28 protein-coding genes are annotated in these 26,273 nt (G+C 62.9%); 26 read left to right on the top strand and 2 right to left on the bottom strand.

Annotated features, from left to right (window positions below):
- Window positions 1-130 precede the first annotated feature (130 nt).
- From flhA to BM279_RS10475, 14 genes are all read left to right on the top strand, one after another.
- Window positions 131-2,239 (top strand): flagellar biosynthesis protein FlhA, encoded by a 2,109-nt coding sequence (gene flhA / locus BM279_RS10410; RefSeq protein ID WP_093503452.1) that lies wholly within the window; start codon window positions 131-133, stop codon window positions 2,237-2,239.
- A 15-nt stretch (window positions 2,240-2,254) separates the two neighbouring features.
- Window positions 2,255-3,562, top strand: coding sequence for a flagellar biosynthesis GTPase FlhF (gene flhF, locus BM279_RS10415; RefSeq protein WP_093503454.1), 1,308 nt, complete (start codon window positions 2,255-2,257; stop codon window positions 3,560-3,562).
- 97 nt (window positions 3,563-3,659) lie between these two features.
- On the top strand, window positions 3,660-4,490 hold the full coding sequence (gene fleN / locus BM279_RS10420) for a flagellar synthesis regulator FleN (protein WP_178109916.1): 831 nt from the start codon (window positions 3,660-3,662) through the stop codon (window positions 4,488-4,490).
- Window positions 4,487-5,230 (top strand): RNA polymerase sigma factor FliA, encoded by a 744-nt coding sequence (fliA, locus tag BM279_RS10425; protein WP_093503456.1) that lies wholly within the window; start codon window positions 4,487-4,489, stop codon window positions 5,228-5,230. Before fleN ends, fliA begins: the two co-directional genes overlap by 4 nt.
- A 196-nt stretch (window positions 5,231-5,426) precedes the next feature.
- Window positions 5,427-5,801 carry a chemotaxis response regulator CheY gene (locus BM279_RS10430; RefSeq protein WP_013791048.1) on the top strand — a complete coding sequence of 125 codons (375 nt, stop codon included), beginning with the start codon at window positions 5,427-5,429 and terminating at the stop codon, window positions 5,799-5,801.
- Between the two features lie 19 nt (window positions 5,802-5,820).
- Window positions 5,821-6,609 (top strand): protein phosphatase CheZ, encoded by a 789-nt coding sequence (locus tag BM279_RS10435; RefSeq protein ID WP_093503458.1) that lies wholly within the window; start codon window positions 5,821-5,823, stop codon window positions 6,607-6,609.
- An 11-nt stretch (window positions 6,610-6,620) separates the two neighbouring features.
- Window positions 6,621-8,912 (top strand): chemotaxis protein CheA, encoded by a 2,292-nt coding sequence (locus tag BM279_RS10440; RefSeq protein WP_093503460.1) that lies wholly within the window; start codon window positions 6,621-6,623, stop codon window positions 8,910-8,912.
- A gap of 42 nt (window positions 8,913-8,954) precedes the next feature.
- A complete protein-coding gene (locus tag BM279_RS10445; RefSeq protein ID WP_093503462.1) occupies window positions 8,955-10,082 on the top strand; it encodes a protein-glutamate methylesterase/protein-glutamine glutaminase in 1,128 nt (375 codons plus the stop codon).
- Window positions 10,082-10,822, top strand: coding sequence for a flagellar motor protein (locus BM279_RS10450; protein ID WP_093503464.1), 741 nt, complete (start codon window positions 10,082-10,084; stop codon window positions 10,820-10,822). Before BM279_RS10445 ends, BM279_RS10450 begins: the two co-directional genes overlap by 1 nt.
- A 2-nt stretch (window positions 10,823-10,824) precedes the next feature.
- Window positions 10,825-11,712: a flagellar motor protein MotD gene (gene motD, locus BM279_RS10455; protein WP_093503466.1), complete on the top strand. Its 888-nt coding sequence runs from the start codon at window positions 10,825-10,827 to the stop codon at window positions 11,710-11,712.
- A 40-nt stretch (window positions 11,713-11,752) separates the two neighbouring features.
- Window positions 11,753-12,541: a ParA family protein gene (locus BM279_RS10460; RefSeq protein ID WP_093503468.1), complete on the top strand. Its 789-nt coding sequence runs from the start codon at window positions 11,753-11,755 to the stop codon at window positions 12,539-12,541.
- Window positions 12,542-12,633: 92 nt separating this feature from the next.
- Window positions 12,634-13,485 (top strand): CheW domain-containing protein, encoded by an 852-nt coding sequence (locus tag BM279_RS10465; RefSeq protein WP_093503470.1) that lies wholly within the window; start codon window positions 12,634-12,636, stop codon window positions 13,483-13,485.
- An 89-nt stretch (window positions 13,486-13,574) separates the two neighbouring features.
- Window positions 13,575-14,054, top strand: coding sequence for a chemotaxis protein CheW (locus tag BM279_RS10470; RefSeq protein ID WP_013791056.1), 480 nt, complete (start codon window positions 13,575-13,577; stop codon window positions 14,052-14,054).
- A gap of 1 nt (window position 14,055) precedes the next feature.
- Window positions 14,056-14,454 (top strand): DUF2802 domain-containing protein, encoded by a 399-nt coding sequence (locus BM279_RS10475; protein WP_027911376.1) that lies wholly within the window; start codon window positions 14,056-14,058, stop codon window positions 14,452-14,454.
- Window positions 14,455-14,633: 179 nt separating this feature from the next.
- Here BM279_RS10475 and BM279_RS10480 read toward each other — a convergent pair whose 3' ends face one another.
- Window positions 14,634-14,975 (bottom strand): EscU/YscU/HrcU family type III secretion system export apparatus switch protein, encoded by a 342-nt coding sequence (locus tag BM279_RS10480; RefSeq protein WP_093503472.1) that lies wholly within the window; start codon window positions 14,973-14,975, stop codon window positions 14,634-14,636.
- Window positions 14,972-16,519: a flagellar hook-length control protein FliK gene (gene fliK / locus BM279_RS10485; RefSeq protein ID WP_093503474.1), complete on the bottom strand. Its 1,548-nt coding sequence runs from the start codon at window positions 16,517-16,519 to the stop codon at window positions 14,972-14,974. Before fliK ends, BM279_RS10480 begins: the two co-directional genes overlap by 4 nt.
- 130 nt (window positions 16,520-16,649) lie before the next feature.
- Here fliK and ccmA point away from each other — a divergent pair, with 130 nt between their 5' ends.
- From ccmA to BM279_RS10545, 12 genes are all read left to right on the top strand, one after another.
- The gene (gene ccmA / locus BM279_RS10490; protein ID WP_093503476.1) at window positions 16,650-17,285 is read left to right on the top strand and encodes a cytochrome c biogenesis heme-transporting ATPase CcmA; all 636 of its coding nucleotides are present in this window, start codon (window positions 16,650-16,652) and stop codon (window positions 17,283-17,285) included.
- Window positions 17,282-17,953: a heme exporter protein CcmB gene (gene ccmB / locus BM279_RS10495; RefSeq protein ID WP_093503478.1), complete on the top strand. Its 672-nt coding sequence runs from the start codon at window positions 17,282-17,284 to the stop codon at window positions 17,951-17,953. Before ccmA ends, ccmB begins: the two co-directional genes overlap by 4 nt.
- Before the next feature lie 61 nt (window positions 17,954-18,014).
- Window positions 18,015-18,773 (top strand): heme ABC transporter permease, encoded by a 759-nt coding sequence (locus BM279_RS10500; RefSeq protein ID WP_208604531.1) that lies wholly within the window; start codon window positions 18,015-18,017, stop codon window positions 18,771-18,773.
- A complete protein-coding gene (gene ccmD, locus BM279_RS10505; RefSeq protein WP_093503480.1) occupies window positions 18,770-18,946 on the top strand; it encodes a heme exporter protein CcmD in 177 nt (58 codons plus the stop codon). The genes BM279_RS10500 and ccmD overlap by 4 nt, the downstream gene beginning before the upstream one ends.
- Complete coding sequence (gene ccmE / locus BM279_RS10510; protein ID WP_093503482.1) at window positions 18,943-19,407, top strand: cytochrome c maturation protein CcmE; 465 nt, start codon at window positions 18,943-18,945, stop codon at window positions 19,405-19,407. Before ccmD ends, ccmE begins: the two co-directional genes overlap by 4 nt.
- On the top strand, window positions 19,404-21,377 hold the full coding sequence (locus BM279_RS10515; protein WP_093503484.1) for a heme lyase CcmF/NrfE family subunit: 1,974 nt from the start codon (window positions 19,404-19,406) through the stop codon (window positions 21,375-21,377). Before ccmE ends, BM279_RS10515 begins: the two co-directional genes overlap by 4 nt.
- Window positions 21,374-21,910: a DsbE family thiol:disulfide interchange protein gene (locus BM279_RS10520; protein ID WP_093503486.1), complete on the top strand. Its 537-nt coding sequence runs from the start codon at window positions 21,374-21,376 to the stop codon at window positions 21,908-21,910. Before BM279_RS10515 ends, BM279_RS10520 begins: the two co-directional genes overlap by 4 nt.
- Window positions 21,907-22,392, top strand: a complete 486-nt coding sequence (locus BM279_RS10525) for a cytochrome c-type biogenesis protein (protein WP_093503488.1) — start codon at window positions 21,907-21,909, stop codon at window positions 22,390-22,392. The genes BM279_RS10520 and BM279_RS10525 overlap by 4 nt, the downstream gene beginning before the upstream one ends.
- Entirely contained in the window at window positions 22,389-23,597 is a 1,209-nt protein-coding gene (ccmI, locus tag BM279_RS10530; protein WP_093503490.1) for a c-type cytochrome biogenesis protein CcmI, read from the top strand. Before BM279_RS10525 ends, ccmI begins: the two co-directional genes overlap by 4 nt.
- Entirely contained in the window at window positions 23,594-23,947 is a 354-nt protein-coding gene (locus BM279_RS10535; RefSeq protein WP_093503492.1) for a hypothetical protein, read from the top strand. The genes ccmI and BM279_RS10535 overlap by 4 nt, the downstream gene beginning before the upstream one ends.
- A 205-nt stretch (window positions 23,948-24,152) precedes the next feature.
- Window positions 24,153-24,992 (top strand): IclR family transcriptional regulator domain-containing protein, encoded by an 840-nt coding sequence (locus tag BM279_RS10540; protein WP_075959730.1) that lies wholly within the window; start codon window positions 24,153-24,155, stop codon window positions 24,990-24,992.
- Window positions 24,993-25,218: 226 nt separating this feature from the next.
- Entirely contained in the window at window positions 25,219-26,046 is an 828-nt protein-coding gene (locus tag BM279_RS10545; RefSeq protein ID WP_093503494.1) for an SDR family oxidoreductase, read from the top strand.
- Window positions 26,047-26,273: the final 227 nt, after the last annotated feature.

A 26,273-nucleotide genomic window follows, 5' to 3' on the forward strand; every position in this document is an offset into this window, starting at 1 on the left:
TGTGCCGTGCCTTCTGGGCCGGGCTTTTTCACGAATTGGAAAGGTTCTTGCAATACCGGCTGCAAAGGCGTTCTGGACGTCAAAAGATTGAATCAGTCGGGGTAAACACGTGGCAGTAGATCGCGCACAGATGATTGGCAACGTTCGCAGCAACCTGTCGGGGCTGCGCAACGGCAATCTCGGCATTCCGCTGTTGCTGCTGGTCATGCTCGCCATGGTCATGCTGCCGATCCCGCCGTTTCTGCTCGACGTGCTGTTTACCTTCAGCATCGCGCTGTCGATCGTCGTGTTGCTGGTGGCGATCTACGCACTGCGGCCGCTGGATTTCGCCGTGTTCCCGACCATCCTGCTGGCTGCGACGTTGTTGCGCCTGGCGCTCAACGTGGCGTCGACGCGCGTTGTGTTGCTGCATGGCCAGGACGGTCACGACGCTGCGGGCAAGGTGATCCAGGCCTTCGGTGAGGTGGTGATCGGCGGCAACTACGTGGTCGGTATCGTGGTGTTCGCGATCCTCATGATCATTAACTTTGTGGTCGTCACCAAGGGGGCCGGGCGTATTTCCGAGGTGAGCGCACGCTTCACCCTGGACGCCATGCCCGGCAAGCAGATGGCCATCGACGCCGACCTCAATGCCGGACTGATCGATCAGGTCGAGGCCAAGAAGCGCCGTAGCGAAGTGGCCCAGGAAGCCGACTTCTATGGCTCCATGGACGGTGCCAGCAAGTTCGTGCGCGGTGACGCCGTCGCCGGCCTGCTGATCCTGTTCATCAACCTCATCGGCGGCATGGCCATCGGCATGCTGCAGCACGGCCTGAGTTTCGGCGATGCCGGGCGCATCTACACCCTGCTGACCATCGGTGACGGCCTGGTCGCGCAGATCCCCTCGCTGCTGCTGTCCACCGCCGCCGCCATCATGGTGACACGCGTATCCAGCGCCGAAGACATGGGTGCCCAGGTCAACCGCCAGATGTTCGCCTCGCCGCGTGCCCTGGCCGTATCCGCCGCCATCATGATCGCCATGGGCCTGGTGCCTGGCATGCCGCACATGTCGTTCATCAGCCTCGGGCTGGTGGCGGCTGGCGCTGCCTACTGGATCGCCAACAAGCAGCGCAAGGTCAAGGAAGCCGAAGTCATCGAAGTGCAGCGCCAGCAGGAGCTGCTGCCAGCCCAGCGCGCCCAGGAGGTCAAGGAGCTGGGCTGGGACGATGTGGTGCCGGTGGACATGGTCGGCCTGGAAGTCGGCTACCGGCTGATCCCGCTGGTCGACCGCAATCAGGGTGGCCAGTTGCTGGCGCGCATCAAGGGCGTACGCAAGAAGCTTTCCCAGGAAATGGGTTTCCTGATGCCGTCGGTGCATATCCGCGACAACCTGGATCTGCAACCTAACGCTTATCGCCTGACGCTGATGGGCGTCAGCGTCGCTGAAGCCGAGGTCTACCCGGATCGCGAGCTGGCGATCAACCCCGGCCAGGTGTTCGGCACCCTCAACGGGGTGGCCGCCAGAGATCCGGCGTTCGGCCTCGAAGCCGTGTGGATCGATCCGGGCCAGCGCGACCAGGCGCAATCGCTCGGCTACACCGTGGTGGACGCCAGCACCGTGGTGGCCACCCACCTCAATCAGATCCTGCACAAGCACGCCCACGAGCTGCTGGGGCATGAGGAAGTCCAGCAACTGATGCAATTGCTGGCGAAAAGCTCTCCCAAGCTCGCCGAAGAGCTGGTGCCCGGGCTGATTTCCCTGTCGACCCTGCTCAAGGTGCTGCAGGCGTTGCTGCAGGAGCAGGTGCCAGTGCGTGACATTCGCACCATCGCTGAAGCCATCGCCAACGTCGCGCCGAGGAGTCAAGATCCCGCCGCCATGGTCGCGGCAGTTCGCGTCGCGCTGTCTCGTGCAATCGTGCAAAACATCGTGGGACTAGAGCCGGAGCTGCCTGTGATCACCCTTGAGCCAAGGTTGGAACAGATATTGCTAAACAGTCTTCAGAAGGCCGGTCAGGGCTCCGAGGATGGCATCCTCCTCGAACCTGGTATGGCCGAGAAGCTGCAGCGTTCCCTGGTGGAAGCAGCGCAGCGTCAGGAGATGCTTGGCAAGCCAGTGATTCTGCTGGCGGCCGGGCCGGTTCGGGGAATGCTCTCGCGTTTCGCCCGGTTGGCCGTCCCGAGCATGCATGTTCTGGCGTACCAGGAAATTCCGGACAACAAGCAGGTCACCATCGTTGCGACGGTGGGGCAGAACTAATCGAGGGTACGGGCCATGCAGGTCAAACGCTTTTTCGCTGCCGATATGCGCCAAGCCATGAAGCTGGTTCGCGATGAGCTGGGCGCCGATGCGACCATCATCGCCAACCGCCGTGTGGCCGGTGGCGTGGAATTGACGGCTGCACTCGATTATCAGGCTCCGCCTGTGCCAGCACGTCAGGCCAACCCTGCGCTGGAAGCCGAGTTGCGCAAGACCCAGTCGAAGATAGCGTCGGCCCATGCCGAGCTGACCATGCGTACCCAGGCCGATGCCGGCAAGGACCGTCAGCTGTTTGGCGCGGCAGCTGCCACGCCGCCTGCCGACAGCCTGGATGCCGTGCTCAAGCGTCAACAGCAGAAGCCGGTTGCGGCGGCAGTCGATCAGTCGGCGCTGGATTCCATGCGCTCCGAGCTGCATGGCCTGCGTGAGCTGATCGAAATGCAGATGGGGTCGATGGCCTGGGGGCAGATGCAGAGCCGTCGCCCGCAGCAGGCCACACTGTGGCGCCGTCTGCAGCGTATGGGCGTACCAGCAGAGCTGTCGCGCGTGCTGCTCGAGCGGGTCGCCTCGATTGCCGATCAGCGCAAAGCCTGGCGCATGGTGCTGGCGCACCTTGCCCATTCGATTCAGACGCCCAAGCAGGAGCCGATGGAAGAGGGCGGCGTGATCGCGCTGGTCGGCCCCGCCGGCATGGGCAAGACCACCACCCTGGCCAAGCTGGCCGCGCGCTACGTTCTCAAGTATGGCGCGGCCAGCATCGCGCTGGTGAGCATGGACAGCTACCGTATCGGCGCTCAGGAACAGCTAAAGACCCTGGGCCGGATTCTTGGCGTCTCGGTGACCCAGGTCGATCCGGGTCAGTCGCTGACCCAGGCGCTCGTACCGCTGGCTCGCAAGCGTGTGGTGCTGATCGACACCGCTGGCCTGCCCGCCAATGATCCGGCGCTGCGCATGCAGCTTGAGGCGCTGGCCAGCCGCGGCGTCAACGCACGCAATTACCTGGTGCTGGCCGCCACTAGCCAGGCGCAGGTTCTCAAGGCGGCCTATCACAGCTACAAGCGCTGTGGGCTGGCGGGCTGCATTCTGAGTAAACTGGATGAGGCTACCAGCATGGGTGAGGTATTGGGGCTGGCTATTGGCCATCGTCTGCCGGTAGCCTACTTGGCAGATGGCCCGCGCATCCCGGATGACGTACACGTGCCGCGCAGCCATCAGTTGGTCAGTCGCGCTGTCGGTCTGCAGGCGCCGGACGAGCCGAGCGAAGACACCATGGCCGATATGTTCGCAGGGCTCTATCAGAACCCTGCCAGACAGGCCGGTTGAACGGATTGAATACGGTGACGCGCTGGTCGTGCTCGCCGCGACAGCGCACAATGGCCCCAGGGCCCACAGTGAAGTCAGAATAAGGTGTGTAGATAACATGGGTATGCATCCCGTACAGGTGATCGCGGTGACTGGCGGCAAAGGCGGCGTTGGCAAGACCAATGTGTCGGTGAACTTGTCGCTGGCACTGGCCGACCTTGGTCGGCGCGTCATGCTCATGGACGCCGACCTGGGCCTTGCCAACGTGGACGTGCTGCTTGGTCTTACCGCCAAGCGCACCCTGGCTGACGTGATCGACGGCGAGTGCGACCTGCGTGATGTGGTGCTGCAGGGGCCTGGCGGCATTCGTATCGTGCCCGCCGCCTCCGGTACTCAAGCGATGGTGCAGCTTACGCCCATGCAGCACGCCGGCCTGATCCAGGCCTTCAGCGACATCAGCGAGAACCTTGACGTGCTCATCGTCGATACCGCTGCCGGTATTGGTGACTCAGTGGTCAGCTTCGTGCGCGCGGCCCAGGAAGTGCTGGTGGTAGTGTGCGACGAACCGACGTCCATTACCGATGCCTACGCGCTGATCAAGCTACTCAATCGCGACCACGGCATGAACCGTTTCCGGGTCCTCGCCAACATGGCGCACAGCCCCCAGGAAGGCCGCAATCTCTTTGCTAAGCTGACTAAAGTGACCGACCGTTTTCTGGACGTCGCGCTGCAATACGTGGGCGCGGTGCCGTACGACGAATCGGTTCGCAAGGCCGTACAGAAACAGCGTGCGGTGTATGAGGCGTTCCCTCGTTCGAAGTGCGCGCTGGCGTTCAAGGCGATTGCCCAGAAGGTCGATGCATGGCCCTTGCCGGCCAACCCGCGTGGCCATCTGGAATTTTTCGTGGAGCGCCTGGTGCAACAACCGACTGCAGACACGGCTGTATGACGACAGCCTCTGGACTCCGAATGTACAGCAAGGCACAAGCACGAGATTCACAGCATCAGTTGATCGAGCGCCACGCGCCGCTGGTAAAACGCATCGCCTACCACCTGCTGGCCCGTCTGCCCGCCAACGTACAGGTCGACGACTTGATCCAGGCCGGCATGATCGGTCTGCTCGAGGCGTCGCGTAAGTACGATGCCGGCAAGGGCGCCAGTTTCGAGACCTTTGCCGGTATCCGCATCCGCGGCGCCATGCTCGATGAAGTACGCAAGGGTGACTGGGCGCCGCGTTCGGTGCACCGCAACAGCCGCATGGTCAGTGATGCAATACGAAAAATTGAGGCCAGAACCGGTCGTGACGCTAAAGATCACGAGGTTGCTGCCGAACTCCAATTGAGTCTCGAAGATTACTACGGCATTCTTGGCGACACTTTGGGCAGCCGCCTGTTCAGTTTCGACGACCTCTTGCAGGAGGGCGAAAACGGCGGTCTGCAGGAAGACACGAGTTCCCTGCATCACGGGCCTTCGCATGAACTGGAAGACAGTCGTTTCCAGGCTGCATTGGCCGATGCCATCAGCAATCTGCCGGAACGTGAGCGGCTGGTGTTGTCGCTGTACTACGACGAGGAATTGAACCTCAAGGAAATCGGCGAGGTGCTGGGGGTGAGTGAATCGCGGGTCAGCCAACTGCATAGTCAGTGTGCCGCGCGCTTACGGGCGCGGTTGGGGGAGTGGCGCGCATAGGAATTTGTACAGGGACTGGAGTTGGTCGAGCCAGTCCTTGTGGTAAATGCAGCACAGCAGGGCGGGGCACACAGTGAACGCAGCAAAGCCGAGCGCAATGGTTTGCGGCGTTCAGCCAGGCCGGTTTCACGATTAATAAGCGCTGCACAAGGTGTAGGCGTTTTAGGACTGTACGGAGGTCGACTTGGACAAGAACATGAAAATCCTCATCGTCGATGATTTCTCGACGATGCGACGGATCATCAAGAACCTCTTGCGTGATCTGGGGTTCACCAATACGGCAGAGGCTGATGACGGGGTAACCGCGCTGCCCATGCTGCAGAGCGGCAATTTCGATTTTCTGGTAACCGACTGGAACATGCCGGGCATGACCGGTATCGATCTGCTGCGCGCCGTGCGTGCCGACGAGCGACTCAAGCAGTTGCCGGTGCTCATGGTGACGGCGGAAGCCAAGCGCGATCAGATCATCGAGGCCGCACAAGCCGGTGTGAATGGCTACGTAGTCAAGCCCTTCACCGCTCAGGTGCTCAAGGAAAAGATCGAAAAAATCTTCGAGCGAGTTAACGGCTGATGTCTGCCGCGAGGTTGTTATGGAACACGATGACTCCAACGAGGTTGACCTCGAGTCGACCCTGAAAAGCAATGCCCGCCAACTGGTCGACAGCCTCGAGCAAGGAAACTTTGGCGAAGCCGTACAGCTGATCAATGAATTGAACAAGGCGCGCGACCGGGGGCTTTACCTCGAAGTCGGCAAGCTCACCCGTGAGCTGCATAACGCTATCGTCAATTTTCAGCTCGATCCCCGGGTGCCCCACGCCAAGGAAATCTCGCAGATTTCCGACGCCACCGAGCGCCTGAACTACGTGGTGACCATGACCGAGCGTGCGGCCAATCGCACCATGGATCTGGTCGAGCAGAGCGCGCCGCTGGTCAATGACCTGAGTAGTGAAGCCGATTCGCTCGCCGAGGACTGGGGCCGCTTCATGCGCCGCGAGATGAGCGCCGAGGCGTTCCGTGAGCTCGCCAAGCGTATCGAGCTGTTTCTGTCGCGCAGCCAGCGCGACACCAGCAAGCTATCGGAGCATTTGAATGACATTCTGCTGGCGCAGGATTTCCAGGATCTGACCGGTCAGGTGATCAAGCGCGTTACGCAATTGGTGACCGAGGTCGAGAGCAATCTACTGAAACTGGTGCTCATGGCCAGTCAGGTCGATCGCTTTGCCGGTATCGATCACAACCACGAACAGTTGCGTGCCGAGCAAAACAAAGAAAAAAATCCGTCCCGCGGTGAAGGTCCGCAGATTCATGCCGATAAGCGTGATGATGTCGCCTCTAACCAAGACGACGTCGACGATCTGCTGTCCAGTCTGGGTTTTTAGGAGCACGTCATATGAGCTTCGGCGCCGATGAAGAAATCCTCCAGGATTTCCTGGTAGAGGCCGGCGAAATTCTTGAGCAATTGTCCGAGCAGTTGGTGGAGCTGGAAAGCCGCCCGGACGATATGAATCTGCTCAATGCGATCTTTCGAGGGTTTCACACGGTAAAAGGTGGTGCCGGTTTCTTGCAGCTCAACGAGCTGGTCGAGTGCTGCCACATTGCCGAGAACGTGTTCGATATCCTGCGCAAAGGCGAGCGTCGTGTGGACGCCGAACTGATGGACGTGGTGCTCGAAGCACTGGACGCCGTCAACGGTATGTTCGCCGAAGTGCGCGAGCGCGTGGAGCTGACGCCGGCTTCGCCGGAGCTGCTGGCCGCGCTAGCGCGTCTGGCTGAGCCCGCTGGTGCCGAGCCTGCACCCGCAGCAGTCGAGGTCGCGGCTGAACCTGAACCGGTTGCTGTCGCGCCTGCGGAGCCCGAGGTGGCAGCGGCACAGCCTTCAGCAGATATCTCTGACAGCGAATTCGAGCAATTGCTCGATGCACTGGGCGACGAAGCGCCGGCGCAGCCCGCCACGGCGGCTGACGAGATCACTGATGACGAATTCGAGTCGCTGCTCGATCAGTTGCACGGCAAGGGCCAGTTCAGTGCGCCTGCCGTGGAACCGGTGGCTGCAGCGCCTGCTGAGCCTGCCGCTGCCGCAACGCCTGGCGATGAGATCACCGATGATGAATTCGAAGCGCTGCTCGACCAGTTGCATGGCAAGGGCCAGTTCGCTGCGCCTGCCGTTGCGTCGGCGGCGGCACCGGTAGCCGCTTCCAGCGAACCGGCCTCGGCAGCGCCGGGCGATGAAATCACCGATGACGAATTCGAAGCGCTGCTCGATCAACTACATGGCAAGGGTCAGTTCGTCGCGCCTGCCGTAGCGCCGGCCGCGGCCGTTGCGCCTGCTGCAAAACCGGCTCCTGCCCCGCAACCTGCCAAAGCCGCTGCGCCGGCCGCCAAGGCCGAGCCGGCCAAGGCAGCACCCGCACCTGCAGCCAAGCCAGAACCCAGCAAGGCAGCGCCTGCGGCCGCCAAGGCGGAAGCCAGCAAACCGGCGTCTGCACCTGCGGCGGCCGCCGCACCGGCCAGCGAAGCGGAGACTACCGTTCGCGTCGACACTGCGCGCCTGGACGAGATCATGAACATGGTCGGCGAACTGGTTCTGGTGCGTAACCGCCTAGTGCGCCTGGGGCTCAACAGCGGCGACGAGGCCATGTCCAAGGCGGTGTCGAACCTCGACGTTGTCACGGCCGATCTGCAGACCTCGGTCATGAAGACCCGCATGCAGCCGATCAAGAAGGTCTTTGGGCGCTTCCCACGCCTGGTTCGCGATCTGGCACGTCAGCTCAAGAAAGAGATCAACCTGGAACTAGTTGGTGAAGAGACCGATCTGGACAAGAACCTCGTCGAGGCACTTGCCGACCCGCTGGTGCACTTGGTGCGCAACGCCGTCGACCACGGGGTGGAAAGCCCTGACGAGCGCGAGGCGGCCGGCAAGTCTCGGACCGGGCGCGTGGTGCTGTCCGCCGAGCAGGAAGGCGACCACATCCTGCTGATGATCACCGATGACGGCAAGGGGATGGACGCCGAGATCCTGCGCAGCAAGGCCGTGGAAAAAGGCCTGCTGGACAAGGATGCCGCCGATCGGCTGAGCGATCTGGAGTGCTACAACCTGATCTTTGCGCCAGGCTTCTCGACCAAGACAGAAATTTCCGACGTTTCTGGTCGCGGCGTCGGCATGGACGTGGTGAAAACCAAGATTTCCCAGCTCAACGGCACGGTCAACGTGTTCTCCCAAAAGGGGCAGGGCTCGAAGATTGTCATCAAGGTGCCGCTGACCCTGGCGATCATGCCGACGCTGATGGTGATGCTCGGCAACCAGGCGTTCGCTTTCCCGCTGGTCAACGTCAACGAGATTTTCCACCTCGACCTGTCGCGCACCAACGTGGTCGACGGCCAGGAAGTGGTGATCGTTCGCGACAAGGCGTTACCGCTGTTCTACCTCAAGCGCTGGCTGGTGAGCAGTGCGGCTCATGAAGAGCAGGGCGAAGGGCATGTGGTGATTCTCACCGTGGGTAACCAGCGCATCGGCTTCGTGGTCGACCAGCTGGTCGGCCAGGAAGAGGTGGTGATCAAGCCGCTGGGCAAGATGCTCCAGGGCACGCCCGGCATGTCCGGCGCGACCATCACCGGTGATGGCCGCATCGCACTGATCCTCGATGTGCCCAGCATGCTCAAGCGCTACGCACGGCGTCTCTGATCGTCCGCGGCACGGCGACGGCCGTGCCGCTTAGGAGTGTTTATGGTTGTCAAGGTACTGGTAGTCGATGACTCCGGTTTTTTCCGCCGCAGGGTTTCGGAAATTCTCTCGTCGGACCCCAACATCACCGTGGTCGGTACGGCCACCAACGGACGTGAGGCCATCGATCAGGCCCTGGCACTGAAGCCGGACGTGATCACCATGGATTACGAGATGCCGCTCATGGACGGCATCACCTCCGTGCGCAACATCATGCAGCGTTGCCCCACGCCGGTTCTGATGTTTTCCTCGCTCACTCACGAAGGCGCCCGCGTCACCCTGGACGCGCTGGATGCCGGTGCAGTGGACTTTCTGCCGAAGAACTTCGAAGACATTTCGCGCAACCCCGAAAAGGTCAAGCAATTGCTTTGCGAGAAGGTCCATAGCATCTCGCGCAGCAACCGCCGGGGGATCGGCACGGCGTCCCTGACGCCGCCTACCGGCGGAGGCCTGAGCCGACCTGCCAGCACGCCGAGCACGCCGGCTCCAGCTGCGCGCCCGCAGCCGAGCGTCAACCATCCGCCGGCCGAGCGGCATGCCGCCTCGTCCAGCGCGGCGCCCAAGCGCAAGGCCTACAAGCTGGTGGCGATCGGTACCTCGACCGGCGGCCCGGTTGCCTTGCAGCGCGTGCTGACTCAACTGCCGGCCAACTTCCCGACGCCCATCGTGCTGATTCAGCACATGCCGGCCGCTTTCACCAAGGCTTTCGCCGAGCGTCTGGACAAGCTCTGCAAGATCAACGTCAAGGAAGCCGAGGACGGCGATATTCTGCGTCCCGGCCTGGCCATTCTGGCTCCCGGCGGCAAGCAGATGATGATCGACGGCCGCGGCACCATCCGCATCCTGCCCGGTGACGAGCGGTTGAACTACAAGCCGTGCGTGGACATCACCTTCGGCTCGGCGGCCAAGTCCTACAACGACAAGGTGCTGGCCGTGGTGCTGACCGGCATGGGCGCCGACGGGCGCGAAGGCGCGCGTTTGCTCAAGCAGGGCGGCAGTCAGGTCTGGGCCCAGGATGAAGCGAGCTGCGTGATCTACGGCATGCCCATGGCCATCGTGAAAGCCAACCTGGCCGACGCGGTGTATCCTCTCGATGATATCGGTCGCCATCTGGTCGAGGCCTGCCTCTGATGGATGTGCTGAGCCTGATCGGCGTCATTCTGGCGTTCGTCGCGATCCTTGGCGGCAACTTTCTGGAAGGCGGTCATGCCTCGGCACTGCTCAACGGCCCGGCGGCCCTGATCGTGATCGGCGGAACCCTGGGCGCAGCGCTGCTGCAGACGCCGGTGGCGGTGTTCAAGCGCGCTGTGAGCATCCTGCTCTGGATCTTCGTACCGCCCAAGATCGATCTGGCAGGTGGCATTGATCGCGTAGTTAATTGGAGCATGACGGCGCGCAAGGAAGGCCTGCTCGGCCTGGAGGCGGTCGCCGATGGCGAACCCGATCCCTACGCGCGCAAGGGGCTGCAACTGCTGGTCGATGGCGCCGAGCCGGAAGCCATACGCAGCATTCTCGAAGTCGATCTTTATACCCAGGAAAGTCGCGATATCCAGGCTGCCAAGTTCTATGAGTGCATGGGTGGCTACGCACCGACCATCGGCATCATCGGTGCGGTCATGGGGCTGATCCACGTAATGGGTAATCTGGCTGACCCCAGCCTGCTGGGCAGCGGCATTGCCGTGGCGTTCGTCGCCACCATCTACGGTGTGGCCATCGCCAACCTCTTGCTGTTGCCCATCGGCAACAAGCTCAAGTCGGTCGCCATGCGCCAGTCGGCGTATCGGGAAATGCTCCTGGAAGGCATCCTGTCGATCGGTGAAGGCGAAAATCCACGGTCCATCGAGCTGAAGCTGCAAGGCTTCATGAGCTGATCATGGCCCGCCGACGCCGCCACGAAGAACACGAGAACCACGAACGCTGGCTGGTTTCCTACGCGGATTTCATCACCCTGCTGTTTGCCTTTTTCGTGGTCATGTATTCGATTTCATCGATCAACGAAGGCAAGTACAAGATTCTTTCGCAGACCCTGACCGGGGTTTTCAACCAGCCGGATCGCTCGATCAAGCCAATTCCGGTAGGCGACGAACGCCCGCGTACCACCGAACCAGATCGCTCGATGGTCGACGAGGAATCGTCGCAGCAACAGATCGCCGCCTCCACCCTGCAGAACATCGCTGACAGCATCCGAGATGCTTTTGGCGGTCTGTTGCAGAGCGATCAGCTCAAGGTGCGCGGTAATGAACTGTGGATCGAGATCGAACTGAGTTCCGGGCTGCTGTTTCCCAGTGGCGATGCGCTGCCCAATGACGAGGCCTTCGAGATCATCGAGAAGATCGCCAAGATCCTGGCGCCTTATGGCAACCCTATCCATGTCGAAGGGTTTACCGATAACCAGCCGATCAAGACGCCTCAGTACCCCACCAACTGGGAACTGTCGGCGGCGCGGGCAGCGAGCATCGTGCGCATGCTGGCCATGGATGGGGTCGATCCATCGCGATTGGCGGCGGTTGGCTACGGCGAGTTCCAACCGGTGGCCGACAACGCCACCGCCGAGGGGAGGGCGCGTAACCGCAGGGTGGTACTGGTGGTCTCGCGTAATCTGGATGTACGGCGTAGTGTGACGGGTACGGGAAGCGCCAACGCCCAGCCTGATAACGCCATGCAGCGCGCTGGCACGCAACCTGCTACAGGCCCTGCAGCAACGGCGCCCGGCAACGGTACCGTCAATTCCCCGTCGCCAGCTGGTCAAGCGGGCAATTAGTCTCGGTCGGGCCTGGCCTGTCCCCGGGAGGAAGAAAATTATGAGAGTGTGGGCGGTATCCAATCAGAAAGGCGGTGTGGGTAAAACCACGTCCAGCATCGCACTGGCAGGCCTGTTGGCGGATGCCGGCAAGCGCGTGGTGGTGGTCGACCTCGACCCCCACGGCTCGATGACCAGCTATTTCGGCCATGACCCGGACACTCTGGAAAACAGCAATTTCGACCTGTTCCAGCATCAGGGCAGCGTGCCGGAAGGCCTGCCCAGGCAACTGCTGCTGCCCACCAGCCACGAGCGTATTTCTTTGCTGCCATCGAGCACCGCGCTGGCCACGCTCGAGCGTCAGTCGCCAGGCCAGAGCGGCTTGGGCCTGGTGATCGCCAAGAGCCTGGCGCAGTTGTGGCAAGACTTCGACTACGCCGTGATCGACAGCCCGCCGCTGCTCGGCGTATTGATGGTCAATGCGCTGGCGGCCAGCCAGCAGCTGGTGATTCCGGTGCAGACCGAGTTTTTGGCGGTCAAGGGCCTGGAGCGTATGGTCAATACGCTGGCGATGATTAACCGCTCGCGCAAGCAGGCGCTGCCGTACACCATCGTGCCGACGCTGTTCGACCGCCGTACCCAGGCGTCGCTGTCGACCCTGCGCCTGCTCAAGCACACCTATCCCGAGCAGCTCTGGCAGGCTTACATCCCGGTCGATACCCGGCTTCGCGATGCCAGCCGGGCAGGGCTGACGCCGTCGCAGTTCGACGCCAACAGCCGCGGCACCATCGCCTATCGGGCGCTGCTCAAGCATTTGCTGGCGCAGCAGCCTGCTTCCCAGGTGGCCTGAGTCATGGCGGCTGAATATTCTGCGCGAAACGGCTCAAGTCTGCGGCCCTTGCGGCCGATAGCTCATACAGAACTTTTCTGCAGGTTGCCTTCATGAGTCGTACCACTGCTACCGCAACTCGGCCCCAACTGGCGCTGCAGTCTTATCTCGATGGGCTGCTGCAGGATGCGGCCATCGAACTGGAACAAACGATCGAGCACAGCACCCTCGATGATTTCGAGGCCGCCGTGCTTGAGGAGCAGGTGCGTGACGCGCAACTGGCGCCGCGCGCCGAAGCGCCTGCGCTGACCCTGGTGCAGCCAGCCGTCGCCGAGGTGGTGAGCGAGCCGCTCGTTGAGGTTGCTTCTCCGGTTGCCGAGGGCGCTGCACCGGCTATTGTCGAGCCGATTCCGATGCCGCCGGTGGTCGAGCCGGTCGCCGACGTGAACCGCCCGGCGCCACAGATTTTCTCCAGCCAGCCCGACGGTCGCCCTGATTGGGCCGAAGAGCCGTTCGAATGCCTGCTTTTCGACGTCGCCGGACTGACGCTGGCGGTACCGCTGGTGTGCCTGGGCTCGATCTATCCGCTCGCCGGCCAGGAACTGACGCCTTTATTTGGCCAACCGGACTGGTTTTTGGGCATACTGCCATCACAGGCCGGTAACCTAAAGGTGCTCGATACCGCCCGCTGGGTCATGCCGGATCGCTACCGGGATGATTTCAAACAGGGCCTGCAGTACGTGATTTCCGTGCAGGGCTACGAGTGGGGGCTGGCGGTTCATCAGGTCAGCCGCTCGATTCGCCTGAATCCGGACGAAGTCAAATGGCGCAGCCAGCGTGCCCAACGGCCCTGGCTGGCGGGTACCGTGATCGAACACATGTGTGCGCTGCTGGATGTCGCTGCCCTGGCTGAGCTGATCGCCAGTGGCGCCACCAAGCGCATGCACAACGGGCAGATACACTGATAACGTTCGTACGCGCGAAAGGGCGTGCGATCACTTGAATAGCGGGACTCCCGCGCACCGCAACGCGCGGTCAATGACGAGGCTAGGCCATGAAGAAAAGCTCTGCACAAGGCGCTGAAGATCCGATCCTGCAGTGGGTCACGTTCCGTCTGGACAACGAGACCTACGGCATCAACGTGATGCAGGTGCAGGAAGTGCTGCGTTACACCGAGATCGCCCCGGTACCGGGCGCGCCGAGCTACGTGCTGGGGATCATCAACCTGCGCGGCAACGTGGTTACCGTCATCGACACCCGCCAGCGTTTCGGCCTGGATTCGTCCGATGTGACCGACAATACCCGCATCGTGATCATCGAGGCGGACAAGCAGGTGGTGGGCATTCTGGTCGACAGCGTCGCCGAAGTGGTTTACCTGCGTCAGTCCGAGGTGGAAACCGCGCCGAACGTGGGTAACGATGAGTCGGCCAAGTTCATCCAGGGCGTTTGCAACAAGAACGGCGAGCTGCTGATCCTGGTCGAACTGGACAAGATGATGACCGAGGAGGAGTGGTCGGAGCTGGAGAGCATCTGAGGTGCTTGAAGCTGCACTCATCGTTCTCGCTCTGGTCTGCGCCGGGTTGGTGGGCACCTGCGTCTGGCTTGCCGGACGTTTGCGCCTGGCCAGCCAGTTGCAGGCCGAGCGCGATGCCCAGCGTGACCAGCGCATCCGCGAGCTGGGCAAGCGGCTGGACACCTACCTGACGGGTAGCATCCGCATGGGCGAGGAGCTTCACGAGCTGCGTCGCACCGTGGCGCCACTGCCGGACAAGCTGACCCAGATCGAACAGCGCGACCCCACCAGCCTGTCCTTCACCCAGGCCGCACGCCTAGTCGGTATGGGCGCCAGTGCCGACGACCTGACCCAATCCTGTGGTCTCAGCAAGGCCGAGGCGGAATTGGTCGCCAAGCTCCATCAGGCGCGCCGCTCCTAAGCATTCGTTTTATCCCTTCGAGTCTCGCACCTGGGTATCGCTTCGCTCAACCCAGGCTACGTTTAGATCTCCAAATCTCCCGATATTCTGTCCAACGCAGTTCCTTGCGGGCCGCGTCCCGTACCCGTAGCCCGGGTTGAGCGAAGTGCTACTCAGGACAACAGCGGTCGGTTGGTGATCTAGCGCTTGCGGTTTTTACCAGTCGGCCCTTCGAGCATCAGAGGCCCATCGTTCGGCTTACCGCGCGGGTCGAAGCCGGCCGGGAATTTGCCTTTAAGGTACCAGGCGAACGCGATGATTTCCGCGATGCAGCGGTACAGCTGCTCGGGGATTGCTTCACCCAGCTCCAGGCGCGCGAGCAGGCGCACCAGTTCGGCGTTTTCATAGATCGGTACATCGTGGGCGCGGGCGATGGCGAGTATGGCTTCGGCCAGCTCGTCATCGCCCTTGGCGCTGAGGTTGGGGGCATTCTGGCCGTCGTAGGTGAGAGCGATGGCCTGGCGGGATGCTTTACTGCTCATGCGGTTTCATCCACCCAGCGTTGTTCCAGGGAGGTCTTAGGGCCCTGTGGCGGCGTGCCCTGACTACATACCAGGTCGCCCACCGTCAGGCCCGCAGCTACCAGGCGTTCACGCAAATTGCCCAGTTCGCGATCGATCAGCCCGGCGGTGCTGGCTCGCTCGGCCCAGAGCTGGCTGGACAGGCTGCCATGGGCCAGCTGCGCCTGCACCTGCAGCGGCCCCAGCGGGTCCAGATCGAACGCCAGGTCGATACGCCATAACGCTTCCTTGGGATCCTGTTTGCCGGATGGTGCGGGTTCTTCGTGTTGGATCTTCACCTGTAGTGGCACCAGCTCGTGCTGATTGCGCATTGGCACCTCCGTCTGCCAGGTAGTCAGCAGCTGGCCTTCTGGGCCGACCTGGCTTTGCGAGAGGCTGGATAGCTGGTGCGTCTGCAGGCGCGAGATGGCCGCTGCCGCGAGCTTGAGCAGCGCTTCCAGGTCGGCCTCTTCATTCATCGACTGCAGTAGGCGGCTGGGCAGTGGAAAGCTCATGGCTTGCTGGCGGCCGCTGCTCTGGCCTATGTTGCCCAGCACGTTGCGGGCGAATGCCGGCAGGGCCTGAGTCATGGCAGTAGCCGAAGCGGTCGCCGCAGCCAACGGCGCAGCACCGGGCAGCAGTGGCAGCAGCTGGCTGACCAGGCGCAGCAGATTGGCCTTCATATCGGTGCCTAGGCCGCCGGTTTGGCCGGTCAGCAACTTGCTCTCCAGAAACAGCCCACTGTTTTCCAGCGCCTTCATCAGGCTCTTGCCATTGCTCAGTTGCTCGCCTGTTGGCAAGCCCGCGAGTAACTTGTCGATGCTGCCCTTCAGGCCATCGGGCAGACCGCCCTGGTCGCCCATGCCCTTGAGTGCTGCCATCAAGCCCTCCAGCGAACCCTGGCGGCTTTGCTGGTTGCCGAGTTGCTGCAGCAGCGCCAATTGGTCGAGGCGACCACTGAGTGGCAGGAAGGCCAGGGACTGATCGCCCTGCACGCGGGCGCTGAGCAGGCTGCCGGGTGGCAGATTGAGCGTGGTTTCCAGGCTAAGGGTTTTGCCGGCCAGCCCCGTATTGAGCAGGTTGACCAGCACCTTGAAGACGGTCGCCTGAGCGATTTGGGTGGGCAGCATTTCACGGGAAATCACCTTGCCCTGCAGCAGGGTGCCAACCGGCAATTGTTCGAGGTCGATGCTGGTCAGCGGCCTGTTACCGCCAGCTAGCACCGCCAGTGCGAGGCGGGTATCGGAGAGCGCGGTGACGGCCAGCGCCGTGCCCTGGGCGAGCGGCTGCGCGCTGCTGGCCTGCACCGTGGTCTGGCGACCGCCATCCAGGTTAAGGCGCAGCATCAGCTGGAAGCTCTGCGCCACTTCCTTGGATGCAACCACCTCGGCCTTGGCGGTTTCTCCGGGCACCATCAGCCCGTCGAGGGGTTTGAGCAGTTTTACCGCCAGGTCTGCGGCGCTAACGGCCGGTCTGTTGGCGGCGGGTGGTGGCGCTACAGGGCGCGATCCACTGATCTCGGTCATTAAGTCTCATACTCTGGGCCCAATGCACGCTGCGGGTCAGCCTGATGGGCATGTATAATCGCGGCCATTGCGAACGTCCGCACCAGTATAGCGGCCACAATCGTCCCGACTTGAACCAGGTGCCCGCGTTGTGAGCAGTCCTTTTCTTGAAGCCACGGCGCTGTCCTGCGAACGGGACTGGCGCCTGCTGTTCGAGAATCTCGACATTAGGCTGGATGCTGGGCAGATGCTGCAAGTTTCAGGGCCCAACGGCAGCGGCAAGACCAGTTTGTTGCGGGTGCTTGCCGGCCTCAGAGCGCCCACCAGCGGCACCGTACGCCTGAACGGGCAACCGCTTGCCGAGCGCGGTGGCGACCTGGCTGGTGAGCTCTTGTGGATCGGCCATGCCGCCGGCATCAAGGGGCTGCTCAGTGCGGAAGAAAACCTTGCCTGGCTGTGCGCGTTGCATCGCCCCGCGAACCGCGAGCAGATCTGGCAGGCTCTGGCCGCCGTCGGTCTGCGCGGGTTCGAAGATATTCCCTGTCATACGCTGTCTGCCGGTCAGCAACGCCGCGTGGCGCTGGCGCGGCTGTATCTGGACAGCCCACTGCTATGGATTCTCGACGAACCCTTTACTGCCTTGGACAAACAGGCGGTGAGCCAGCTCGAGACGCACCTGGCGGCCCATTGCCGCAACGGCGGCCTGGTGATCCTCACCACTCACCATGCCCTGAGCGGCATGCCGGATGGCTACCGTGAACTTGATCTGGGACAGCATGGCGCATGAATAGCGTATTTATGCTGCTGGTCGTGCGCGAGGCGCGGCTGTTGTGTCGCCGCCCTGCAGAGCTGGCCAATCCACTGGTGTTCTTCGCTATCGTCATCGCCCTGTTTCCGCTGGCCGTCGGCCCGCAAACGCAACTGCTGCAAAGCCTTTCGCCTGGCCTGGTGTGGGTCGCGGCGCTGTTGGCGGTGCTGCTTTCCCTCGATGGCCTGTTTCGCAGTGACTTTGAAGATGGGTCATTGGAGCAATGGGTGCTGTCGTTACACCCGTTGCCAATCCTGGTGCTCGCCAAGGTGGCGGCGCACTGGCTGTTCTCCGGCCTGGCGCTGGTGGTGCTCTCGCCGCTGTTGGCCCTGATGCTCGGCCTGCCGGCGCGCTGCCTGCCGGTGCTGCTGGCCTCACTGCTGCTGGGCACGCCGATCCTCAGTCTGCTCGGCGCCATTGGTGCAGCCCTGACCGTGGGCCTCAAACGCGGCGGGCTGTTGCTGGCGCTGCTGATTTTACCGTTGTACATCCCGGTGCTGATTCTCGGCAGCGGGGCCTTGCAGGCGAGTCTGCAAGGTTTGCCGGTCGCCGGGCACCTGCTCTGGCTGGCCAGCCTCACCGCCCTGACGGTAACCCTGACACCCTTCGCCATTGCCGCCGGCCTGAAAATCAGCGTCAGCGAATGATTGAACCGTGTGACCAGGTCGGCCTCCCATTCGGCGCTGACCTAGGAGACAGATGAGTAACCTGATGAACTGGACATGGTTTCACAAGCTGGGCTCGCCCAAATGGTTTTACGAGATCAGTGGCCGCTGGTTGCCCGGCTTGGCCATCGCCGCCGCCGTGTTACTGGCCGTGGGTACGGTCTGGGGGTTGGCCTTCGCGCCGCCGGATTACCAGCAGGGCAACAGCTTCCGGATCATCTACATCCATGTGCCGGCGGCATTTTTGGCGCAGTCGATCTACGTGATGCTCGCCGTTGCCGGCGTGGTTGGCTTGGTGTGGAAGATGAAGCTGGCCGATGTTGCCCTGCAACAGGCGGCACCCGTTGGCGCCTGGATGACCGCCATCGCGCTGATCACCGGCGCCATCTGGGGTAAGCCGACCTGGGGCACCTACTGGATCTGGGATGCGCGGCTGACCTCGATGCTGATCCTGCTGTTCCTGTACTTCGGCGTGATTGCCCTCGGCCAGGCGATCAGCAACCGCGACAGCGCCGCCAAGGCCACCGCGGTGCTGGCGGTGGTGGGTGTGATCAATATCCCGATCATCAAATACTCGGTGGAGTGGTGGAATACCCTGCACCAGCCGGCCACCTTCAGCGTGATCGAAAAACCGGCGATGCCGGTTCAGATGTGGCTGCCGCTGCTGATCATGGTGCTGGGCTTCTACTGCTTCTTCGCCGCCGTGCTGCTGATGCGCATGCGCCTCGAAGTGCTGCGCCGGGAAGCGCGCAGCAGTTGGGTGAAAACCGAGATCCGCGCGCTGGTGGAGGGCAAACGATGAGCTTCGCGTCATTCGCCGACTTTCTCGCCATGGGCAACCATGGCGCCTACGTGTGGTCGGCCTACGGCATCTGCCTGGTGGTGGTGGTGCTCAATGTGCTGCTGCCGCTGCAGGCCAGGCGCCGGTACTTGCAGGATGAGGCGCGCCGTATGCGCCGGGAGGAGTCACGTTGAACGCCGTTCGCAAGAAGCGCCTGTTTATCGTGCTGGCGATCGTTGCCGGCGTCGGTATCGCCGTGGCGCTGGCGCTGGGTGCCCTGCAGCAGAACATCAACCTGTTCTACACCCCCACGCAGATCGCCAACGGCGAGGCGCCACGCGATACCCGTATCCGTGCTGGCGGCATGGTGGAAAAAGGTTCGGTGAAGCGCTCCAGTGATTCGTTGCAGACCGATTTCGTGGTCACCGACTACGCAGCGCGGGTGACCATTCGCTTCCATGGCATCCTGCCGGATCTATTCCGCGAAGGGCAGGGCATCGTCGCCATGGGCAAGATCGATGATGCCGGCCTGCTGCAAGCCGATGAAGTGCTGGCCAAGCACGACGAGAATTACATGCCGCCGGAGGTCAAACAGGCCCTGGAGAAGAGCGGCATGAACACGCAATACGAGAAGGCCGGGGAGGCCGCGCAATGATTCCCGAACTCGGCCACCTGGCGATGATTCTGGCCCTGTGCCTGGCCCTGGTGCAGGCGACTCTGCCGCTGATCGGCGCCTGGCGCGGCGACCGCCAGTGGATGAGCCTGGCGCAGCCGGCAGCCTGGGGGCAGTTCGCCTTTTTGGCCTTCGCCTTCGCTTGTCTCACCTACGCCTTCATGACCGATGACTTTTCCGTAGCCTACGTGGCGCAGAACTCCAACACCGCGTTGCCCTGGTACTACAAGTTCAGCGCCGTGTGGGGCGCCCACGAAGGCTCGCTGCTGCTCTGGGCCCTGATTCTCGGCGGCTGGACCTTTGCCGTGGCGATCTTCTCGCGGCAGCTGCCTGAGGAAATGCTCGCCCGTGTGCTGGGCGTGATGGGCATCATCAGCGTCGGCTTCCTGCTGTTTTTGATCGTCACCTCCAACCCCTTCACCCGCCTGCTGCCGAACGTGCCGGCCGATGGCCGCGACCTCAACCCGCTGCTGCAGGACTTCGGCCTGATCATTCATCCGCCGATGCTCTACATGGGCTACGTGGGCTTCTCGGTGGCCTTCGCCTTCGCCATCGCCGCGCTGCTTGGTGGCAAGCTGGACGCCGCCTGGGCGCGCTGGTCGCGGCCGTGGACCATCATCGCCTGGGCCTTTCTCGGCATCGGCATCGCCCTGGGTTCCTGGTGGGCGTATTACGAATTGGGCTGGGGCGGCTGGTGGTTCTGGGACCCGGTGGAGAACGCCTCGTTCATGCCCTGGCTGGTCGGCACGGCGCTGATCCACTCCCTGGCAGTGACCGAGAAGCGCGGTGTGTTCAAGAGCTGGACGGTGCTGCTGGCCATCGCCGCGTTCTCCCTGAGCCTTTTGGGTACCTTCCTGGTGCGCTCCGGCGTGCTGACCTCGGTGCATGCCTTTGCCAGCGACCCGGAGCGCGGCGTGTTCATTCTCGCCTTCCTGCTACTGGTGGTCGGCGGCTCGCTGACCCTGTTCGCCTTGCGTGCGCCGGTGGTGCGCAGCCAGGTCGGCTTCGGCCTGTGGTCGCGGGAGACCCTGCTGCTGGCCAATAACCTGATTCTGGTGGTGGCCGCCTCGATGATCCTGCTCGGCACCCTTTATCCGCTGGTGCTCGATGCCCTGAGCGGCGCCAAGCTGTCGGTCGGTCCGCCATATTTCAATGCGCTGTTCGTGCCGCTGATGGGCTTGCTGATGGCGGTGCTCGCGGTCGGCGTGCTGGTGCGCTGGAAGGACACGCCGCTGCGCTGGCTGCTCGGCATGCTCACCCCGGTGCTGGTCGCCAGTGTGGCACTGGCGTTGCTGGCCAGCCTGCTATGGGGCGATTTCCACTGGGCGGTGCTCGGCGTCTGCCTGCTGGCCGCCTGGGTAACCCTGGCCGGGCTGCGTGACATTCAGGACAAGACTCGCCACAAGGGCTTTTTCAAAGGCATGACCAGCCTGGGCCGCAGTTACTGGGGCATGCAGCTGGCGCACCTGGGGCTGGCGGTCTGCGCGCTGGGCGTAGTACTGACCAGTTTGGGCAGCTTCGAGCGCGACATGCGCATGGCGCCTGGCGAAGCGGTGGAGTTGGGCGGCTACCGCTTCGTGTTCGAAGGGGCGGCGCATCACGAGGGGCCGAACTTCATTTCCGACCGCGGCACGGTGCGCATCTTCGACGGGGAGAAGCAGATCGCCGTGCTGCACCCGGAAAAGCGTCTGTACACCGTGCAGCAATCGGTGATGACCGAAGCCGGCATCGACGCCGGGCTGACCCGCGATCTGTTCGTCGCCCTCGGCGAGCCGCTGGGGCAGGGTGCCTGGGCGGTGCGCATCCATATCAAACCCTTCGTTCGCTGGATCTGGCTGGGCGCCCTGATGATGGGCTTCGGTGGCTTTCTCGCTGCTGCCGACAAGCGCTACCGGATGAAAGTCAAAAGCCGCGTGCGTGACGCGCTGGGCCTGCAGGAGGCACGTGCATGAGACGCCTGATCTTGTTGCTACCGCTGGTGATATTTCTCGGCGTGGCGGTATTTCTCTACCGTGGGCTGTTTCTCGACCCGTCCGAGCTGCCGTCGGCGCTGATCGACAAATCTTTCCCGGCGTTCTCGCTGCCGGCGGTGGAGGGCGATCAGCTGATCACCCAGCAGAACCTGCTCGGCAAACCCTCGCTGGTCAACGTTTGGGCCACCTGGTGCGTGGCCTGCAAGGTCGAGCATCCGGTGCTCAACAAGCTGGCGTCCATGGGCGTGAACATCCACGGCGTGAACTACAAGGATGACAACGCCGCCGCGCAGAAATGGCTGAGCGAATTTCATGACCCGTACCAGCTCAACATCAGCGACCCCAAGGGCACGCTTGGCCTGGATCTCGGCGTTTACGGGGCGCCGGAGACCTTCTTCGTCGACGCCAAGGGCATCATTCGCCACAAGTTTGTCGGCGTGATCGACGAGGCGATCTGGCGCGAGAAGCTGGCGCCGCTGTACCAGCAGATGGTCGATGAGGCCGGCCAATGATGCGCCTGTTTAGCGGCCTGGTTCTGCTGCTGGCGTTGGGCGGTGTCGCCCAGGCTGCCATCGACACCTATGAGTTCGCCAGCGAGGCCGAGCGCGATCGCTACCGCCAGCTCACCGAGGAGCTGCGCTGCCCGAAATGCCAGAACCAGAACATTGCCGACTCCAACGCGCCGATCGCGGTGGACCTGCGTGCCGAGATCTACCGCAAGCTCGAGGCGGGTGAGAGCAATGCGCAGATCATCGATTACCTGGTCGCACGCTATGGCGATTTCGTGCTCTACAAGCCGCCGGTCAGTGGTCGCACGTTGCTGCTCTGGTACGGCCCGGTGGCGCTGCTGGCCGGTGGTTTCGTGCTGCTCGGAGTGATCGTCCTGCGCCGTCGCAAGTCCAGTGGTGAGGCTGCCACGGGTCTGTCACAGGAAGAACAGCAACGTCTGGCGCATCTGCTCGAGCAGGTGCCTAAGGATAAGAAAGCCCCATGATCGAATTCTGGTTGTCCGCCGGCCTGTTGTGTCTGGTCGCGGTGAGTTTCCTGCTCATCCCGCTGCTGCGCGGGCGCAAGGTGCAGGCCGAGGAAGATCGCACCGCTCTCAACGTAACTCTCTATCAGGAACGCCTGCGCGAGCTGGAACTGCAGCATCAGGCCGGTACTCTGGATGCAGCGCAATGGCAGGCTGCCCACGACGAAGCGGCCCGCGAGCTGCTGGCTGACACGGAGGGCAGCGACGTTCGCCAGGCACGTCGCCTCGGCCGCGTCGTGCCGCTGCTGGCGGTGGTGCTGGTGCCCGTGCTGGCCGTGGTGCTGTACCTGCAGTGGGGCGCCATCGACAAGGTCGAGCAGGCGCGTACCTTCGCCGGTGAGCCGCGCAGCATCGAAGAGATGACCGCGCGCCTGGAGCAGGCCGTGCAGAGCAATCCCGAGTCCGCCGAGGGCTGGTATTTCCTTGGCCGCAGCTACATGGCCCAGCAGCGCGCTACGGATGCCGCTCGTGCATTCGGTCAGGCGGTCAAGGTTGCAGGGCGCGAGCCGGAGCTGCTCGGCCAGTGGGCCCAAGCGCTGTACTTTGCCGCTGACAAACGGTGGAGCCCGCAGCTGGATGCGCTGACCAGCGAAGCCTTGAAAGCCGACCCGGAGGAGGTGACCAGCCTGGGCCTGCTGGGCATCGCCGCCTATGAGGAACAGCGCTTCGCTGATGCCATCGGCTATTGGCAGCGACTGGTGGCCGTGCTGCCCGAGGGCGATCCCTCACGCCAGGCGATTGCCGGCGGTATCGAGCGTGCCCGCCAGGAGCTGGGCTCGCAGGCCGAAGACAGTGCTGCCGCGCAATCGCAAGCATCGGCTGGTCTGCACGTGCGTGTCGAACTGGCGCCTGCGCTGCGTGACAAGGTGCAGCCCGGTGATACGGTATTCGTGTTTGCCCGCGCTGCATCCGGCCCGCCAATGCCATTGGCTGCCAAGCGCCTGGCGGTCGCCGACCTGCCCGCCGAAGTCAGCCTCTCGGACAGCGATGCGATGATGCCGCAACTGAAACTTTCCGCGTTCGAGCAGGTTCAACTGGTAGCGCGCATTTCGCGCGCCGGCGATGCGAAAAGCGGCGAGTGGATCGGCCAGGGGCAACCGGTGGCCAGCAGCACCCAGGACGTGCAACGCCTTGTCATCGATAGCCCTGACGGCACACCTCCATGAACAGACTGATTTCGGCTGCCGTGGCAGCCACCTTGTTGAGCCTCGCTGGTTGTACCCTGCATAGCCCGGCGCCTGGCACGTCAACTGGCGGGCCTTCCGCACCAACTACAGGCTCGCCGCCGGTAGCCAAATCCCATCCGCGTTTCGCGCCGCCGCCGGGCGTGTCCAGCCATTGGAACAACGCCCTTGGCGTCTACGAGATCGACTCGGAGCGCAACACCTACTACCGCGAGCGTACCTTCTACCGCTGGCAGGATGGGTGGAGCTGGGCCGGTACCCTGCAAGGCCCGTGGGAGCCAGTGGACAGTACAGGTGTGCCGCCGCAGTTGTATCGCCATCACGCGCAGTGACGCCCGCACAGGTATTGATTTGCCAGACTGAGTCGTCCTGATAAAGGGCGGCTCGTTCGTTACGCCTCCCATTAATCTTCCGCTCGCATGTCAGGGACTTTTTCAGACGTCTTGGTTTGCGGCCGCCTGTAGCCGGCCTCGCATCTTGCGATTATCGAACTGCGGTTCGATAATCGCGCAAACCGTCTGGACGAGTGACAGTGCCATGCCCGAATCCCGTTCCGTGCCCAGTTCAATGGCGCCGCCGATCATCGCGTCGCCGGCCAAGCGCATCGAAGCCTTTACCGGCGACCCCAACTTCATGACGTCGCTGGCCCGTGGCCTGGCGGTGATTCACGCCTTTCAGGAGCGCAAGCGCCACCTGACCATCGCGCAGATCAGCCACCGCACCGAGATTCCCCGCGCCGCCGTGCGCCGTTGCCTGCACACGCTGATGAAGCTCGGCTATGTAACCACCGATGGGCGCGTCTACTCGCTGCTGCCCAAGGTGCTGACCCTGGGCCACGCGTATCTGTCCTCGACGCCGATGGCCGTTACCGCACAGCCGATTCTCGATCGCCTGAGCGAGCAACTGCACGAAGCCTGTTCGATGGCCACGCTGGAGGGCGATGAGATTCTCTACATCGCCCGTTCGGCGACGCCGCAGCGGTTGATCTCCGTCGACCTGAGCGTGGGTAGCCGTCTGCCGGCCTATTGCACCTCGATGGGTCGTATCCTGCTGGCGGCGCTGGATGATGCCGCGCTGGACGACTACCTGAGCCATGCGGATCTGCAGGTGAAAACCAGCCGTACTCTGCACACCCCCGAAGACCTGCGCGCCAATATCGAGGAGATCCGCCGCCAGGGCTGGGTGATCATCGATCAGGAGCTGGAAGTCAGCCTGCGCTCAATTGCCGTGCCGTTGAAGGATTCCGCTGGCCAAGTGCTGGCGGCACTCAATGTCGGCACCCATGTGGGCCGCGTGTCGCGCCAGGAGCTAGAGAGCCGCTTCCTGCCCATTCTGCTGGAAGCCAGCCACGAGCTGAGCACCCGACTGTTCCAGTAGCGCTCTGAACTCCCGGGTGTCGCTATGCTCGACCCGGGCTGCCTGGCAGTGATCCCGGAACCGTAGCCGGGGTTGAGCGAAGCGATACCCAGGAATAACCGGTCGCGCGAGCCGCGTCATACCCACCCCGCGGTGCGCCCATTCAACAACCTGATGATGGCTGGGCGCCGCCTGCGCCTTCGCTACACTCGGACTGTCTTTCATTAGCCAGCAGGGCAGGTTGAGCATGAGCAATCGCATGATGATCACAGGGGCCGGCTCCGGCCTGGGGCGCGAGCTGGCATTGCGCTGGGCACACGAGGGCTGGCGGCTGGCCCTGTCGGACGTCAACGACGCTGGGCTGGCGGAAACCTTGCGCCTGGTGCGCGAGGCCGGTGGTGACGGTTTCACCCTGCGCTGCGACGTGCGTGATTACAGCCAGCTGACCGCCCTGGCGCAGGCCTGCGAAGAGAAGTTCGGCGGCATCGACATCATCATCAACAACGCTGGCGTGGCCTCGGGCGGCTTCTTCGCCGAACTGTCGCTGGAAGACTGGGACTGGCAACTGGCGATCAACCTGATGGGCGTGGTCAAGGGCTGCAAGGCCTTTCTACCGCTGCTAGAACGCAGCCACGGGCGCATCATCAATATCGCCTCCATGGCGGCGTTGATGCAGGGGCCGGGCATGAGCAACTACAACGTCGCCAAGGCCGGTGTGGTAGCACTATCGGAAAGTCTGCTGGCTGAGCTCAAACCCCTGCAGGTCGGCGTCCACGTGGTCTGTCCGTCGTTCTTCCAGACCAACCTGCTCGACTCGTTCCGCGGACCGACGCCAGCCATGAAGGCTCAGGTCGGCAAGCTGCTGGAAAGTTCACCGATCAACGCCGAGTTCATCGCCGACTATATCTTCAAGGCCGTCGCCGCTGGCGAGTTCATGATCCTGCCCCACGAGCAGGGCCGCCAGGCCTGGGCGCTGAAGCAGAAGAACCCGCAACTGCTGTATGACGAGATGACCCTGATGTGCGAGAAGATGCGCGCCAAGGCGGCCGGGCAGCGCGAAACGAAGGCTTCTTAAGCCTGTCACGACCTTTGGGTTTCTAGGCGCTTGTATTCCCGTGAATCGGCTGCAAGAAGGCAAAATCGGTCGGTGAGCAGCGTTTATTTTGTAGGAGGGGCTTTAGCCCCGAGCTTTACAGGGGGCAAAGATCTCGGGGCTAAAGCCCCTTGTATGGTGATACTCGAAGGGGTGGTGGGACGACAAAGCCAATTCTGACTGTTCGCAGCAGTACAGACGGTAGGAGA

The sequence above is a fragment of the Phytopseudomonas straminea genome (assembly GCF_900112645.1).
GTDB classification, from domain to species: Bacteria; Pseudomonadota; Gammaproteobacteria; order Pseudomonadales; family Pseudomonadaceae; genus Aquipseudomonas; species Aquipseudomonas straminea.